At 59.0% G+C, this 16,608-nt stretch carries 12 protein-coding genes and 1 pseudogene; 9 read left to right on the top strand and 4 right to left on the bottom strand.

Annotated features, from left to right (window positions below):
• Positions 1-42 precede the first annotated feature (42 nt).
• Positions 43-2,667, top strand: a complete 2,625-nt coding sequence (locus IVB45_RS25630; protein WP_247356659.1) for a M10 family metallopeptidase C-terminal domain-containing protein — start codon at positions 43-45, stop codon at positions 2,665-2,667.
• A gap of 107 nt (positions 2,668-2,774) precedes the next feature.
• Here IVB45_RS25630 and IVB45_RS25625 read toward each other — a convergent pair.
• The 3 genes and pseudogenes from IVB45_RS25625 to IVB45_RS25615 form a co-directional block, all read right to left on the bottom strand.
• Positions 2,775-4,196 (bottom strand): annotated as a pseudogene (locus IVB45_RS25625) (acyltransferase family protein).
• A gap of 93 nt (positions 4,197-4,289) precedes the next feature.
• Positions 4,290-5,422 (bottom strand): IS3 family transposase gene (locus IVB45_RS25620; protein WP_247360333.1). Its coding sequence is split into 2 segments (ribosomal slippage): positions 4,290-5,167 and positions 5,167-5,422, totalling 1,134 coding nucleotides; the frame shifts between segments, so codons are not numbered across the junction.
• 65 nt (positions 5,423-5,487) lie between these two features.
• Entirely contained in the window at positions 5,488-5,955 is a 468-nt protein-coding gene (locus IVB45_RS25615; protein WP_247362751.1) for an acyltransferase, read from the bottom strand.
• Positions 5,956-6,161: 206 nt separating this feature from the next.
• Here IVB45_RS25615 and IVB45_RS25610 point away from each other — a divergent pair, with 206 nt between their 5' ends.
• The 7 genes from IVB45_RS25610 (at position 6,162) to IVB45_RS25580 (ending at position 14,008) form a co-directional block, all read left to right on the top strand.
• A complete protein-coding gene (locus IVB45_RS25610) occupies positions 6,162-7,394 on the top strand; it encodes a class I SAM-dependent methyltransferase (RefSeq protein WP_247362750.1) in 1,233 nt (410 codons plus the stop codon).
• 26 nt (positions 7,395-7,420) lie between these two features.
• Positions 7,421-8,452, top strand: a complete 1,032-nt coding sequence (locus IVB45_RS25605; protein WP_247362749.1) for a glycosyltransferase family 2 protein — start codon at positions 7,421-7,423, stop codon at positions 8,450-8,452.
• 18 nt (positions 8,453-8,470) lie between these two features.
• Positions 8,471-8,989, top strand: a complete 519-nt coding sequence (locus tag IVB45_RS25600) for a GtrA family protein (RefSeq protein ID WP_247362747.1) — start codon at positions 8,471-8,473, stop codon at positions 8,987-8,989.
• Positions 8,986-9,720: a class I SAM-dependent methyltransferase gene (locus tag IVB45_RS25595; RefSeq protein WP_247362746.1), complete on the top strand. Its 735-nt coding sequence runs from the start codon at positions 8,986-8,988 to the stop codon at positions 9,718-9,720. Before IVB45_RS25600 ends, IVB45_RS25595 begins: the two co-directional genes overlap by 4 nt.
• A 79-nt stretch (positions 9,721-9,799) precedes the next feature.
• Positions 9,800-10,744 (top strand): Gfo/Idh/MocA family oxidoreductase, encoded by a 945-nt coding sequence (locus tag IVB45_RS25590; protein ID WP_247362745.1) that lies wholly within the window; start codon positions 9,800-9,802, stop codon positions 10,742-10,744.
• Positions 10,745-10,844: 100 nt separating this feature from the next.
• Entirely contained in the window at positions 10,845-12,653 is a 1,809-nt protein-coding gene (locus tag IVB45_RS25585; protein ID WP_247362744.1) for a hypothetical protein, read from the top strand.
• 26 nt (positions 12,654-12,679) lie between these two features.
• Entirely contained in the window at positions 12,680-14,008 is a 1,329-nt protein-coding gene (locus IVB45_RS25580) for a hypothetical protein (RefSeq protein WP_247362743.1), read from the top strand.
• 270 nt (positions 14,009-14,278) lie between these two features.
• On the opposite strand, the gene IVB45_RS25575 is transcribed toward IVB45_RS25580, so the two are convergent.
• Entirely contained in the window at positions 14,279-14,653 is a 375-nt protein-coding gene (locus IVB45_RS25575; RefSeq protein ID WP_247362742.1) for a hypothetical protein, read from the bottom strand.
• A gap of 249 nt (positions 14,654-14,902) precedes the next feature.
• On the opposite strand from IVB45_RS25575, the gene IVB45_RS25570 reads away from it, so the two are divergent.
• Positions 14,903-16,597 carry a glycosyltransferase gene (locus IVB45_RS25570; RefSeq protein WP_247362741.1) on the top strand — a complete coding sequence of 565 codons (1,695 nt, stop codon included), beginning with the start codon at positions 14,903-14,905 and terminating at the stop codon, positions 16,595-16,597.
• The last annotated feature ends 11 nt before the right edge of the window (positions 16,598-16,608 follow it).

Here is a 16,608-nt window from a genome sequence, read left to right as displayed (position 1 = left end):
CCGCACCCGAATCGAACAGGTTTCGCTGCTTCGGAGATTCCCTTGGCCACCGCCGTCAATGTCAGTGCCACCAACAACGCCGAGATCGACGGCCTGCTGTCAGGCTACAAATGGTCCGGCACGATCACCTACAGCTTTCCCGACTCGCCCAGCGACTACGCCAGTCCCTATTCCGGCGGCAGCAGCGAGCCGACGCAGGCCGGCTTCGCCTCGGCGCCGAGCCAGATGCAGGCGGCGATCAATTACGCGGTCGGACTGATCCTCAGCTACACCAACGCCGCCCTCCAGTACGCGGGCACGAACGGCGCCGATATCATGGTCGCGCAGTCGCCGGCGGCCAATCCGACCTCCTATGCCTACTATCCCGGCAACTATGCCGCCGGCGGCGACGTGTGGTTCGGGACCAAATACGACTACACGCAGGCAAGGCTCGGCAATTACTATTTCACGACCGCGCTGCACGAGCTTGGTCACGCCTTCGGCCTCAAGCACAGTCAGGAAACTGGCGGCATCGCTAACGTCGCAGTTCCCACGGCTCACGACGACAGCGAATATACCGTCATGAGCTATCGCAGCTATGTCGGTGCTTCGACCACGAGCGGGTACACCAACGAGGCGTATGGCTATCCGCAGACCTACATGGCCAACGATATCCTCGCGCTACAAACGATGTACGGCGCGAACTACACAACCCAGAGCGGCAGCACGGTCTACAGCTGGAACCCGACCACGGGGCAGGAGTTCATCAACGGCGTCGGACAGCTCGCGCCGGGCGGTGGCGTCGGAGGCTCGGCGAACCGCATCTACGCGACGGTGTGGGACGGGGGCGGCGTCGATACCTACGATCTATCGAGCTACACGACGAATTTGAGCATCAATCTCAATCCCGGTGCGTCGTCACTGTTCTCGTCAGTGCAACTGGCCAATCTCGGCAACGGCCATTCCGCCTCGGGTAACGTCTACAACGCCTATCTCTACAACAACGACGCGCGCTCCTACATCGACAACGCCACCGGCGGATCCGGCAACGACACCATCATCGGGAACGTCATCGCCAACACGCTGAACGGCGGCTCCGGCAACGATATGATCACGGGCGGTGGCGGCAACGACACTATTATTGGCGGCGCCGGTACCGATACGGCGCTGTATTCGGGCAATAGGGCCAACTATTCTATTTCTTTCAATGCGAGCACGCAGACGTTCACCGTCACGGATTTGCGTGGCGCCTCGCCTGATGGCGTGGATACCGACACCGGCATTGAGTACCTTCAGTTCGCAGATGGCACGGTCGCCAGCTCGTCGTTGATTCCTGTCACGATAGAAGCAACGGGCATGACTGCGCTCGTCCAGTCGGGCGGCCTCTATAATCTTGACCCGGTTGGCGCCGGCACAGGGCCAACGCTGAAATATCAGGGTACGGCTTATGTGGCCGGGCAGTTTGGCAGCTGGACTCCGATCGGAGTTGAGCAGATCGGCTCCGGCTATCAGGTGGCCTGGAAGATGATTGGCGTCGATAACTATTCAGTGTGGAGCACCGATAGCAACGGCAACTACATCTCCAACGTGATCGGTGGCGTCTCCGGCTCAAGTGCTTCGTTGGCGTCATTCGAAAGCGCTTTTCACCAAGACCTGAATGGGGACGGCATCATTGGTTTACCATCGAGAACGGTGATTGAGTCCTTCGGATCAACAGAGCTGATCAAGGTGGGTTCTAATTTCTATTTTGGCGACGTCGGCAGCGGCAGCGTGGGTCCGGAGTTGACATACAATGGTTCGCCATTCGTGGACGGTCAGGCGGGCGGATGGACCCCGATCGGGGTCGAGCAGACCGGCTCCGGCTATCAGGTCGCCTGGAAAGTGGCCGCCGCTGACAACTATTCGGTGTGGAGCACCGACAGCAATGGCAATTATATTTCTAACCTGATCGGCGGTGTGTCGGGCTCAAGCGCCTCGTTGGTGTCATTCGAGAGCGGTTTTCATCAGGACTTGAACGGAGACGGGGTAATTGGAGCGTCGGCAGCAGCGACAGCGGTGATCGAATCTTTCGGTTCGACCAAGCTGGTCCAGGTCGGCAGTAAGTTCTATCTCGACAACATTGGTAGCGGCGCGGGCCCAGAACTGAAATATAACAATTCTCCATTTGTGGCGGGCCAGGCGGGCGGTTGGAGTCCTATCGGAGTCGAGCAGATCGGCTCCGGATATCAGGTAGCGTGGAAAGTGGACGGCGCCGATAACTACTCGGTATGGAGCACCGACAGGGACGGCAACTACATTTCCAACTTGATCGGTGGTGTGTCAGGGACAAGTGCTTCATTGGTGTCCTTCGAGAGCAGTTTTCATCAGGACTTGAACGGAGACGGGGTCATTGGTGCGTCGCCAGCACCGACGGCGGGGATCGAAGCTTTCGGTTCCAACAAGCTGGCCTCCGCTAAGTTCTATTTCGGCAACCTTGGAAATGGCGGCGCTAGCCCGGAATTGAAGCATGATGGTTTGCCATTCGCGGACGGTCACGCGGGCAACCTGATCGGTGGGGTGCTGGGCTCAAGCGCTTCGTTAGCCGCTTTAGAGAGCAATTTCCATCAAGACCTGAACGGGGACGGTGTTATTGGAGCTCTCCACGGGGCAGTCTTGAACGGGGAGCAGCATTCGGGGTTCTTTTTCTAGTTGACCGTCGCTCGCGTCCTGCGTTCATGAACCGGAACCTCTTGGTGTGCTCTCCTTCGGCGACGACCAAATCGCGACAGCAGGGGACTGTGTCACGCGATCGCTATTCACCTTGCCGTCGATAGTGCGGTGTCCATCTTCTGGATCGCCTGAGCAGCAAGGATTGCGCCATTCGTTGTCAGATGACCGTAGTCCCAAGTGACCAGATCGCTGGTTGAGCCTGGAATTTTGGTGAGGCAACCTTCGTTGTTGCAAAACAGCCTGATCAGGGAAATGTACCGCGTCCCATTCTCTCTGGCGATGCGTTCAATTCCGTCCTCGATGGCAAGTGTCTTGCTGAGGTCAATTTGCAAGCGGCCTGGCAACATATCCGACCTGTGCTGCAGCCAAGATTGCAGCAGGCGCGAGGGAAGGCTCGGGTCGAATCTCGGAGCAGGTCCAAGGACGAATATTTCGGCTACGCCGGCTGCCTTTATCGTCGCGATCGTTTCCTCAAGCATAGCTGCATACGCTGATCCGGTCTTCCAATCGTTTGGATAATTCTGCTAGGCACCAAATAAGATGACAGTCTGGGGGGGATGTTTCCGAATTAGCTCGAAGACCGCCGCATTGCCGTCGCGACATCCCAACGACGCGGGTTCGCCAAGTCCGAGCAGGGGGGCGCAACCATTTCTGGTGAACTGCGAAATGCGCTCCGAGCCGAAAACCTCCCGAAGACCTGGCGAGAGCCGCGCAGCATGAGAGTCCCCCCAGATCACGATGGCGTCGCTGCGATTTGTCTTCAGGCATACCGGCAGCAGCTTGGAAGTATCCTCGTCATTTCCGAGCCAGCACCCTGGATTGTAGGCATCCGTCTTGAAATCGTAGCGTTCGTAGGCGAGAGCGGCTTGCAATGCGTCCGGTAGCCGGCTGGGGACTCCATGCGCAAATGCAATTGAAAAGCCGGCCAGTCCGACAACGGCAAGCGACGCGACAGCGCCCCGCACGAGAGGCGAAAGTCGAAGATGCTTCTTGAGCGGCACTTCGACCGCCAGGTAGGTCAGGATTGCTAGACAGATGCTCGCAACCAAACACGCCGATGCCTGCCATGGCGCTAGTGTAGTGCCATTCTTGATATAGGCGAAAACCAGGATTGGCCAATGCCATAAATAGAGCGGGTAGCTGATCCTGCCCAGGAAAACCATCAAGCCGCTACCCAGCGTCCGCATCGCAAGTCTCGACGTTGCTCCGTAACGGATCGCGAGCATCGACCCAACAACGATCACTAGCGCGAACCTGTTTGGCCAAGCCGCCTGGCCGCCGCCAAAGAATGCGATGAGTGCGATCATCGACACTCCAACGATCACACTGATTGTAGAGTTGGCAGACCTGGCGGTTCTCGTTTTCATCACCGCCAAAAAACCGCCCGCCGACAATTCCCAAGCCCGTGCAAGCGGCGAATAGAAAGCTGCAGAGGTGTGGCCGAAATGGCTGAGACCCCAGCAGTGCAGAAGTGACAGCAGACTAATGGTGAGAAGCATCCATTCCATTCGGAGACGGAATCTCACGCCGACAAGCAGAGCTGGTCCCGGTTGTCTGAACAGAATCTCCGCGTCGATAAGTGGAGGCTCTGCCGGGGTTAGTTAGGCCGCCATGCGGATTGGCAGCGGGTTGAAGTAGGCTTGATCCGGTGTGCCGCCGTCAAGGCTCGAGTGAGGACGTCGGCTATTGTAAAAGTCGAGGTATCGGCCGATCGAGGCGCGGGCATCGGACACGCTGTCGTAGGCCCGCAAGTAAACCTCCTCGTATTTGACGCTGCGCCACAGTCGCTCGACGAACACGTTGTCCCGCCAAGCTCCTTTACCGTCCATGCTGATGGCGATGCCGTTGGTGGCGAGCGCGCCGGTGAAGGCCGAGCCGGTGAACTGCGAGCCCTGATCCGTGTTGAAGATTTCAGGCCTGCCGTGACGCGCCAAAGCGTCCTCCAGTGTCTCGACGCAGAACGCCGCCTCCATCGTGATCGAGAGCCGCCACGACAGAACCCGGCGGGTCGCCCAGTCCAGCACGACAGCGAGATACACGAAGCCGCGCGCCATCGGGATGTAGGTGATATCCATTGCCCAGACCTGGTTCGGGCGCGTGATCTCCACGCCGCGCAGCAGATACGGATAGATCTTGTGCCCGGGCTCAGGTTTGGTGGTGCGCGGACGACGGTACAGCGCCTCTATCCCCATCCGCCGCATGAGCGTTTTGACATGCCGGCGGCCGACCTTGCACCCCTCGGCAGCCAGCAGGCCTCGCAACATTCGCGAACCGGCGAAAGGAAACTCCAGATGTAGCCGATCAAGCTGTCGCATTGTCGCGAGATCGTCGGGCGGCACTGGGCGCGGCAGATAATAGACGCTGCTACGGCTGATCTTCAAAACTTCCGCCTGCCTGGTGATCGACAGATCGTGCTCACGGTCGATCATCGCTTTGCGCTCAGCAATCCCGCCTTGGTGAGCGCTCCTTCTAAAAAATCGTTCTCCAGCGTCAGTTCTCCGATCTTGGCGTGCAGCGACTTCACGTCGATCGCAGGCACGGCGGGCGCGGCGCCGCCAGGTCCAAAAACTCCGGAAGCTCCACCCTCCAGCTGGGCTTTCCATGCCGTAATCTGATTGGGGTGAACGTCAAAGTGCTCGGCCAGTTGAGCTATCGTTCGGTCGCCCTTGACAGCGGCCAGCGCCACCTTCGCCTTGAAAGCCGGTGTGTGGTTCCGGCGTGCGCGTCTCGTCATCGTCTCTCCTGATTCGCGGGCCAATCTTGCCCGCCGTCAGGCAGAAACTCCACTTATCGCCCTGTTCAGATTTCCGGAGCCGGCTCTAGCATCAATACCGGCCAGACCAGATAGAATTGTTCTTCGACCCCGAGCGACCAGAGATGCAGCAGCGGCTTTGTCGATGCGGCAAGATCGAAATAGCCAGCTTCAGACCAGAACAGCAAGTTGGGTAGGAATAAGGCTGCGGCGGCCACTTGTTTCCCGAGCGCTTCGAAAAGGCTGGGCGTCAAAAAGACCCAGCCGAAGCTCAGCGCGGTCGTGGTTACTAACAGCAACGCCGGAAACAGACGACGCGCCCTGCGCGCGTAAAAGCCCGCAAATGAAAAGTCATTTGCCAGAATGACGCCCGTGATCAAGAATCCAGAAATGACAAAGAAGACGTCAACTCCGACAAAACCGGCGGGGACAATTTCCGGAAAAGCATGAAAACCAAGGACCAGGAGTACGGCGACCGCGCGTAATCCATCGATTTCGGGACGGTATATCGTCATAATCTCAACGCTGCTGCTGCCAATTCTTATAGCCCTAACATGCGTGGCGACGATAGGGGCACGAAGAAGCGCGGCCTGCACTCAACCATCGGTCCTGTTGCGGGAAACACTGGTTTCGCTGGGAGGCGGTGACACCGAATGGCACGTTTGCAATGTCGCGGACTTCACTTATAAGGCGACTTACTTCCCCCGATTTGGAAATATAGATGGCGCGTACAATTAAAGGCTGCGAGGTGTGCGGCGGGTCCGAACTCAAGGACGTGCTGGATCTTGGACGCCATCCGCTGTGCGACGATCTCGTGCCGGTCGGAAATCCGGGGATTCCTGAAACATATCCGATAGATATCGTCTTTTGTCCGACTTGTAAGACGGCTCACCAGGCGTATCAGGTTCCGAAACGCACGTTGTTTCCGAGTACGTACCACTACAGGGCACGGCACACCGCAGATGTGCTGAACGGAATGCGTCAGCTGATGGAGCGATGCGAAAAGCAGGTCGGTTCACTTAAAGATCTTTTGGTGCTCGACGTAGGGTGCAACGACGGCAGCCTGTTGTCGATCTTCGCGGAACGAGGCGCGAGAACCGTTGGCGTCGAGCCGACCGGCGCCGCCGCAGACGCGAAGCAGGCCGGTCACACGGTTTATCAGGACTACTTCGCGCCTTCGCTGGCTGAAAAAATTGCGGCGAGCGGTGGTCTGCCGGACATCATCACGTTCACCAATGTTTTCGCGCATATCGAGGATCTGCGGAGCGTTCTCTCCGCCGTCGGCGCGCTCATGGGGCCGACGACGCTGCTGGTCATCGAGAACCATTATCTCGGCTCCGTGCTCGATCGCTATCAATTCGATACGTTCTATCACGAGCATCCGCGCACCTATAGTCTGACATCCTTCCGGTACATCGCCAAATCGCTTCAGGCGCGGATCGAGGCACTGGAGTTCCCGGCACGCTATGGCGGCAACATCCGGGTCATGATGCGGCGAGGCGACGGTGAGGAGCAGGCTGCTCCCGAACTCGCCAAGGTGGACGCAGTGGAAGGCGGCTTCGAGCAGCGCCTGCTCGACATGGCGAAGCGGATACCTGCGTGGCAGACGAACAAGCGCGCCGAAATCGAAGCGGCCGTTTCTCGCCATGGTCCACTCGTCGGCAAGGCCTTTCCGGGCCGCGCCGCTATCCTAGTGAAGCTGCTCGATCTCGATCAGTCCACCCTGCAGGCGGTCTACGAGAAGCCGGGCTCGATGAAGATCGGGCACTACATCCCGGGCACCCGCATCCCGATTCTTTCCGACGATGATTTCGACAAGCGGCCGAATCGGGATGTGCCTCTTCTCAATCTGGCTTGGCACATCTCTGGTGAAATTCAGGGGTACATGCGCAAGCAGGGATATGGCGGTCAGATCATCGATCTATTTTCGCCAGAGGAGTTTGAGCGGGCCTAGTGCTGCGCGTGACAAGAATGGCTTTGATGGCTGAAACGACGACAGGTGAAAACGCCGAATCCGCGGATGGGAAACCTGAGTCCTCGAGCAGGCCTCTCATTTCGATCATCGTCCCCGTGTTCAATGAAGAAGACAACGTCGACCGGACATATGCGGAGCTGAAGCGGGTTACGGGAGAGCTGAACGATTATCAGTTCGAGTTTTTGTTTACCGACAACCACTCCACCGATAGCACCTTCAAGAAGCTCTCCAGCATTGCCGCCCTCGATCCGGCCGTGCGGGTCGCCCGCTTTGCAAGAAACTTCGGTTTTCAGCAATCCGTTCTGACCGGGTATCGGCTGGCGCGCGGAGCGGCGGCAATCCAGATCGACGCTGATCTTCAAGACCCGCCGTCGATGTTCGCTGCCTTCCTGCAAAAATGGCGCGAAGGGTTTGACGTCGTGGTCGGCGTGCGGCGAAGCCGGAAAGAGAGCTTGCTCCTGCGGCGCGGCAGGCGGGCATATTACCGGTTCATGCGTCGGATTGGGGGGCCTCATCTCATTCCGGATGGCGGCGATTTTCGGCTGATCGACCGATCCGTGATTGAGCGGCTCCGTCCGATTCACGAGCCGCACATGTATCTGCGCGGTCTCATTTCCTCGCTCGCCAGACGCCAGACCGGCATTCCCTTCGACCGCGCCGCGCGGTTGCACAACGAAAGCAAGTTTCGATTTGGAAGCCTGGTGCGCCTTGCCATGGACGGCATCATCGCGCACTCAAGCCTGCCTTTGCGGTTGTCGTTTTATATTGGCCTGGTGATCGCACTGGCTGCCGTCTTGCTCGCGAGTTTTTATCTCATAGTCAGATTGTTTTCTCACCAGATTGTTCCGCCGGGATTTACGACTACACAAATTCTCATCCTGTTCGGAATAGGGTTGAATAGCCTTTTCCTCGGTGTGCTGGGTATCTATGTCGGGCGAATTTACGATCAGGTCCGCATGCGGCCGCCGACGATCATTTCCGATCTGGTCAATTTCAATGAGCAAATCGACAGCGTCGAACGGAATCTGCTCCGATGATCGGCGGGAAAAGATGCCATGCGACAGATTGATCGCGAGACTTGGAAGGGTCGGCTGGTGATAACCGATGCGCGCACCTCCGAAACGCGCGCTGGCGGCCTGTTTGCACTGGTGACTTCATCCTCCCTGCGCCTGAGCCCGCGCTTTGGCTTGACGGGCGCGACGACCGCGCTCGTGTACTTTGTGCTGACAAACGCGTTCGTGCTCTCGTCCGTGATGACTCCAGTCGTCTCATCGGTATGTGCGTACGTCGTATCGGTCGCCATCTCGTACCTGATGCAGAGTCGTTTCACCTTTCGGGTCGATGGCGATTCCCTTGATCAGGTTGCGCGCTTTGTGGTCATGTCCCTCGTGGGGCTCGTGGTTTCCTGGGGCGTGATGGCGCTGACAGTCGACCTGCTGCATTGGCCCTACCTGATCGGCGCGATCGGCGTTTGCGTGATCATTCCCGTGCTGAATTTCTTCCTGACGCGCGGCTGGGTTTTTGGCACCCGCGGCAGGCGCGAGCGTATAGTTGCGACTGGAGATTCGGAATGAGCGAGCAGAAGATCACTCACGTGACGCAGGAACAGGTCGCGGCGGATTTTGACAACGTCACCGGCGACTACGAGGAAAAAATCAACTCGGCACTTGCCTTTGCCGGGCGTGAGCACTCATTCTACATCGACATCAAGCGCGAGCACATCTTGCGGCTCGGCAGAGAGCATTTTCCTGATCTGACAGAGCTGGATGTTCTGGACCTCGGCTGCGGGCTCGGCGCGTATCATCCCGGCCTCGAAGGAAAGTTCCGCGAACTGCACGGCATCGATGTATCGGCGCAGAGCGTCGAGCTTGCAGCGGCGCGGCATCCTTTCGTGCACTATTCGACCTTTGACGGAGCCCGGCTGCCTTATCGCGACGGGCAATTCTCCATCGTGTTCACCGTATGCGTCATGCATCATGTGCCGCCGCCGCAATGGACGGAGTTCGTCGCGGACATGTTCCGCGTGACAAAGGCTGGGGGGCTGGTGCTTGTGTTCGAGCACAATCCCTATAACCCGGCGACCCAGTACATTGTGAGGAGCTGCGACATCGACAAGGACGCGGTGTTGTTGCGGCCCGGGAAGCTGCGGCAAATGTTTGTGGACACGGGCTTTGCCAAGGTCGAAACGAAGACGATCATTTCAGTGCCGCCGGCCGGCCCGTTTCTCAGCAGCCTCGACTCGTTTTTGGGGCATCTTCCGTTCGGTGCCCAATATTACCTCAGCGGCGTGAAGCCGTCGTCCTGAAGCGGGAGAGACGCATCTGAGCGCGATCGCTTCGGAACTGGCTGACTTCTGGCGCGCGGCGGCCCTGCCGGTTCCGCTTGTGATCGTTGGCGGGGGTCGTTGGGGGCGGACTTGGCTTTCGGTCGTCGTCGCCGCGCGCGGTTCTGCGGACGGCGTCGTCCTGGCCGCCCGCAGCCGGCCCGACGAGGTGCGCGTATGGGCCCATTCGCGCGCTGAGCTCGCGGGCCTGACGGTCGTGCCGACAGTTGCGGAGGCCATGCTTGTCGATCGGCAGCCGCAAGCGGCGATCATTTCGAGCCGGCCACGCGATCACGTGCGCGACGGAATGGACGCGCTCGGCCATGGTCTGCACGCTCTTGTCGAAAAGCCGCTCGGTGTCGATCCGGAAAGCGGACGGACGCTTGTGGCGGCGGCCCAACACACGAAGCGCATCCTCGCGGTGGGCACGGAGTTCGCCTATCTGCCGGCCTTCCATCAATTGTCCGAGGAACTCGCCGGCGCTAGCGCAGATATGACGCTGATATGGGATGACGTCGAAAACGAAGTGCGATATGGCGCGACAAAGACCCGGCACGAGGAGACAGGGCTGCTGTACGACTTGTTGCCTCATGCCTTTTCGATCTTCCGGATCTTTGTCCCTAAGGCCGGTCTTCGGATCGGGGCAGCGCAAGAGAGCCCGGATGGCGGTCAGGGATGGATCGAATTCCACGACGATCGGGGAGGGCGCCACGAATTTCGCTGTCACACCAAAGCAAAGGCGCGTCGAAGACTGCTGGATATCCGGACAGAATCCGGTCACGTGTCGGTCGACTTCAGTGGCGTCCACGGGCTGATGACGATCAACGGCCAGCCGCACGCGCTTGATGAGAGCATGTCGGCGATGAACAGCACCTTGCGGCTGGAGCTTGGTGCGTTCTTGTCGCAGATGATGGGCACGGCAGATGCAGTTGCGGTGGGGGACGTATCAGGCCTGCTGGCGGCGCAGGAGGACCTGAAACGGACGCTCGCAACGGCCGGGACATGATCGATTATCCGCTCCACGCGTTGCGATCTATGGATGCCATCAATTGGAAGTCCACGTGACAAAAAACTGTCCAGTGCCTTGCGCCTGGTCGCGGGCTGACTTGCTGGCAGCCGGCCTGGTAGCGACCTTCGTCGGCGTTCTGGGGCTTTGGCCGCACCTGCAATTCGCCAGGGAGATTGGCGAGTTTCGGTATTTTCACGGTGCCTATGACGAGGACACCTATGTTCTGAGCTGGCTGCTGGGAACGCTAAGGTCGACGCGCGCGCTGTCCGGCTTTGCGCTCAGTACCATTTACCGCCTCTGTGCATCCTCACTGGACGCGACGCTGGCCGCATCGGATTTCGTGTTTCCATTCCTGGCGAGCTGCGCCGCCTATTTCGCTGTCAGTCAGGTCGTGTCCAGCCGGCCCGCAAGGGTGTTGGCGGCATTGCTGCTCGTTTTTTCGAACGATCTGTTTTCGCTGGGCAATCTAGTCCTTTGGACGTCGGGCCAGTTCAATATTTCGCGGTTTTCCCAGATCGTAGGGTTGGTCTATCCCAAGCTTGTCCCGTCCTACGAGACGAGCTTTCTCGCGGTCTTCAGGACGCCGGAGCCGCAGGTGAGCTTTGTGGTCATGTTCCTGAGTCTTGGGCTGCTTGCGCGATTCGCCGTCGTCACCGGAATTCGCGAACGCGCAGCTCTTGCGGCAGCGGTCATCACCATATCCCTGCTTCCGATCGGGTACACCTTCGTGACGCTTCCGGTGGCGGCGATTGCCGGCGGATTCCTGCTGGTGCAGGGATATTTCAGGCAGATCTCGGCCATCCCAATTGCAGTCGGTTTGCTGGGGGCCGCATTGGTATCGCTCAGCGCGGTTTATTGGGATCACAATGGCGGTCAGACGACGACGGGCATGCTCACCGGCCTTACCTACCAAACGCGTCTGCCGATCATAACGCCTGCCGTCATCGGCAGTCTCACCTTCGGTATCTGCTTTGGCTTTTGGATGATCTTGCGAGGATGCAGGGAGCCGTTGGCTTTTCTCGCCTTCGGTTGTCTGATCATGCCTCTGCTGTTGAGTAATCAGCAGATCGTAACCGGGGTGATGTTCAGCGCGCGGGATTGGGAGCGTACTGTTAGCTATCCGATACTCTTGTTTGGTGTTATCACGGCTCTTTCCATCATGGCGCCCTCTTATACCACGCGGCTGTCGTTTCCTGCACCAGTGTTATGGATATGTTCGGCTCTCATTGCTGTCGTTGTCGTTCGGGCGGAGAAGACCTCGTTCTCGGCCTGGCGGGCCTACAACATGGAGTCCATTGCCATCGTCCGGGCGTTGCAGGCTGTCGACGCCGATACGGCGAACCAGGCGAGCCTGGTATTGGATGACGCGGGTATTGCACCGCTGCTGCAGGTCAGAACGAACAACCGCTACAATGTCGTCCTCACTTTCTACCGGGTAGCTATGGACTTCATTCCGAACATGGCGCCAGAGGCCAAGAGCGCCGATCCCAGCCGATACGAGAATGCGCTTTTTGAGCACTGGTTCCGAACCGACGTGAGCCCCGAGATGGCGGAGCAATTGCTGGGCGCAGAAATCCAGCAGCGGGCGGGAGCAAATCTGACCTATTTGTTCAGCTTTCGCGATGCATGGTATCCGGCAAGCGACAACCGCAAGGTGCGCCAGGCAGAGCTCGAGCAAAGTGTCGGTCGGGTCATCGAACGTTATCGGGGTTATCTCTCGTCGCCTGCACGATGCAATGTTTTTGAACATCCTGCACTGCTGGTGCGAGCTCGACCACCCCGCGAGATCATGCCTGGGCGGGCAATTGACAATCAGTATGTTGCGGAAGGCAGCGCGGGAGGCGTTATTGCCTACGTCTATCGTCAAACCAGTCGTGAGCTGGCGTGCGGCGCTGGTCATCAATAATGCATTTTGAGCGGAGAGGGGCTGAATTGTTGCGCAAGCTTATTACACAACTGGACCGCGGACCGATCAGGGTCACGCTGCTTCTGGCGGCTCTGATACTATTTTGTGTTCCAGGCTTTCTCCTTTCCTTGAACAAGGCCGGCACGCTCGATCATTCCTGGTACTCTGCTGAGGTATGGGTGAAAAGTGCTGATTGTGCGCGAACAACGAAGGCAATCCTGGCGATTTGTCAAAGGGGTCGTCTCTTGCCTATCGCGGACGACTCGCCAGGTGACGATCCCGGCCCACCCCTAGTCTTGGATCTCTATGCGGCCGTTAGCGGTGCGGCCGTCACCGAAACTGACGTTTCGAGAGTGAATACCATCTTGAACTATATCGGGATTGTAAGTCTGGCTGGTTTGCTTTTATGCATGCGTTTGCCCAGCCTCTCGTTTCTGGTCCTGATCGGGGGACCCTTGATTGCCAATGAGCATCATGCGCTCGGGCCGCATCCAGGCCACCTTGGTGTCGCCTGTTTGGTCGCATTGCTGCCTTTGGCCGTACTCGGAGTACCATGCACCGGCCCGTCGCGTGCCAACTGGTCGTTATGGATGATCGCCGGTGTGCTTGGTCTCGCTGGCGGAATGGTTTTCCGCGAGGCGATCGGGCTTATGGGGGTTTTGGCTGCGTTACTTGCCCTTGGTGTCAGTTATTCTTGTTCGCTCATGAAGATGCGATGGGTGGGACTGGCCCATCTCGTCGTTGTCAGCGCAACAGTTATGACCATCTGGGCGCCATACGCCATCCTTCGCGCTCGCGATGCCATCTTTGATATCGCGCCGTCCGCCCGGATGGAGCAGCACGGGGCATGGCACAATCTGTATATCGGCCTTGGGACCGTTGAAAATCCCTTCGGAATCGTGTGGAGCGATGACGACGGTGTCCGGGCCGTCAAGGAGGTCAGCCCCGGCACGCTGTATCTGTCGGCCGAATATTATTCGATACTGAAACGGAAGTATTTCGAGATTGTCCTTCACCATCCGATCGAAGTGATCACGATCTATCTGAAGAAGGTGATGAAGGCGCTCACCACCTACAAGATGATCTACCTTCTCATCGTCGTTTCTGGCGCTTTCGCCTGGGCGCGGCTTTCACTTGTACGCTACTCTGCAGGCTGGTCTTCCTATGATGCGGTATTCAGCGTGAGTGCCGCGTTTGTTGCCACTTTTCTCGGGCAGGCAGCTCTTTTTCACTACACCGAAGTCTATCTTTTCCCGGTGAAGATCTTTCTCGTCTTGCTGTTTGGTGTCATTGTCGAGATCCTTCTTGCCCTGGCAAGAGCCGGCAGGTTCGAGCCGGCCAGCCGGCGAGCCTAGACTACTACGAAGGTTCTTCCCGCTTGAACGATTTCACGGCGCATCGAGCTTGGGCGCGACCGGGCCTCAAGGTTCTGCCGGACTAACAGCGTTCGCGGGGTCAAGTACCAGAGCAGGAACCGAAGCCAGAGGCCGTGGGTCAGTATCACCGTCGAGAGTGGGACGTTTGTGATAACCTGTGGCACGATGGCCGCGATATGAGGATAAAGCGCTCCGACAGGTCCGCCGATAGCCGGTTGCCGAAACCAATGATCAGCCCGCAGACGAATGTCACCAGTGGGGCTGCCCGAAGACCGACGGATGCGATGCCCTCATGGCGAACAAGGAAGCATTAAGGAAACCTAGCGGGTAGGTGCTTTTCATCTCGACGGAAATCTGCTGTTTCAGTGCGCAGCTTACGAACGGCTTCAGGAGCCAGATCTGGCAGAAATGGGTCAGCTCGTGCTGAGCGAAGTACTGGTTGTAGACATCCATTGCTACCGAGGGAACGCTGAGCATTCTGGCATTGACGATGCCGAAAAAGAGCCTCATCGGCTCGCCGATTGTGATGATGAGAAGCACGCCGGCGAGAACGGCAAAAACAGGGACAGGATCGTTGCGTTCCGTCCGAGGAATATCGAAAGCAGCGTCATGCAAAGCAGCCACGCCGGCGTGAACAGCGCGACCTTGGTAAACGTGCTCGGATGGCGACGCTTTAGCGGGGGTGGGCGGGGTCTTGCAGCCCCGGTAAAATGACGGGAACTAACTGGCTTGGGCCTGCGGCGGGCGAGCTTTGCGGGGGGCTCCTGGACGCTGGTCTTGACGCTTTATTGCTAGTATAGCCTGACCCAGATGTCCAACCCGTCCGCGAAACTAATGCGTCCTGACCTTTCCACAAGACCCAAGCTGATCGTCATGAGCTTCCACCCTCTGACGAGATCGTTTGCCGATCGAATCACAGAGGTCTGCGGACCGGTGGACAGCTACTATGACGCGGCGAATCTGCGCAAATTGTCGCCCGTCGCGGCGCTTCGGAAGCTGCGCAGTCTGCGTGCCGATAAGCTGGTCATCGCGCTGGAAAGCGAGGTTTCCACGGCGCTGATTGCACCGCTCTCGATCGCGGCTGCATTGACCCGGGTCGGCTTACTTGCGGTTGTCTGGCCCGATTTGCGGGTCGAGGCTCTCGGGCGGCTTGGCGGGCTGCAGAACTTGCTGCAGCTCGGCGTCGATACGCTATCGTCCCGCCGCGCTCTTGTCCGCCGTTTGCGCGAGGGAGACGCGATGAGACGGTTGCCGATGCCCCGTCAGGTCCCACCCAGCGGCGGCGCGCGCATTCTCTATCTCGATGCCAACATCTCGCTTGGCGCGGCCGTCGGTGGCTCGGTCGGTCACACGGCGGGTGTCATCGGGGGATTTCTCGACAATGCCTTCGAGGTGGATTACGCAAGTCTCAAGTCGCTGCCCACGGATCGCGCGGGCGCGCGCTGGCTGAAGTTGCGGCCCGATGGGCTGCTTGCGATGCCCGCAGAGCTGAATTTCTATCCATATGCGGAGGCGATCGAGAAGAGGATCGTTCCACTGCACAGCTCCAATCCATGGTCGTTCATCTATCAACGATTTTCTCTGCACGATTTCACCGGGCCTTATCTGGGGCGCCGCTTGAACGTGCCGGTCGTCGTCGAATTCAACGGATCCGAGGCCTGGGCGTCCGCGAATTGGGGAACGCGGCTCCGCCTGCATGGGGCCGCAGAGAAAGCAGAAGCAGTCGCGCTGGAGGCTGCGGATTTGATCGTCACCGTTTCGGACGAGTTGGGAGAGGAGCTGAAGCGGCGAGGAATTCCCGATAGCCGAATTCTCGTCTATCCCAACTGTGTCGATCCGGCCGCTTTTGATTCCACGAGATTCTCGACGGACGATCTCGCCGATCTGAAGCGGCAGCATGCCATCCCGAAAGATGCGCTGGTCGCCGGCTTCATCGGAACGTTCGGGCAGTGGCATGGCATCGAGTTTCTCGCCGAAAGCATCAGTGACCTCGCGCGCAACGACGCCGCCTGGCTCGAGCGAAGCAAGTTGCATTTCATGCTGGTGGGCGACGGTCTGAAGATGCCCGAGGTGCGTAGGCTGGTCGGACCGCCCGAGGTCGCACGCATTGTCACGCTGACGGGCCTGGTGGCACAATCGGAAGCCCCCAGGTATCTGGCCTGCGCGGACCTGCTGCTCTCGCCTCACGTGCCAAACGCGGACGGGTCCGGATTTTTTGGATCGCCGACCAAATTGTTCGAGTATATGGCGATGGAGAAGCCGATCGTCGCATCGGCGCTCGGCCAGATCGAGGATGTTATCGCCGGACGCGGTGCCACGCGGCTGGGGGCGTTGCCGCCGGGGGCGGGGGCGCCTTGCGGATTCCTTTACGAGCCGGGCAACGCCCAGGCCTTCAAGGACACGTTGCGGCGGGTCGTGGATGACATGCCCGCGGCCGCCGGGGTGGCGAAGGCGGCCCGCGCCGAGGTCCTGAATCGCTATACCTGGAAGCGGCATGTCGATGCTATTCTCGCCGCAATGGCCCGTAACGGGTTGCTCGTGCGCCGGCCGGATCGCGATGCGGCATGATCTCGTCTCCG

The organism is Bradyrhizobium sp. 4 (genome assembly GCF_023100905.1).
In the GTDB taxonomy this organism is placed as follows: domain Bacteria; phylum Pseudomonadota; class Alphaproteobacteria; order Rhizobiales; family Xanthobacteraceae; genus Bradyrhizobium.
This window is presented reverse-complemented; position numbering and strand designations above follow the sequence as displayed.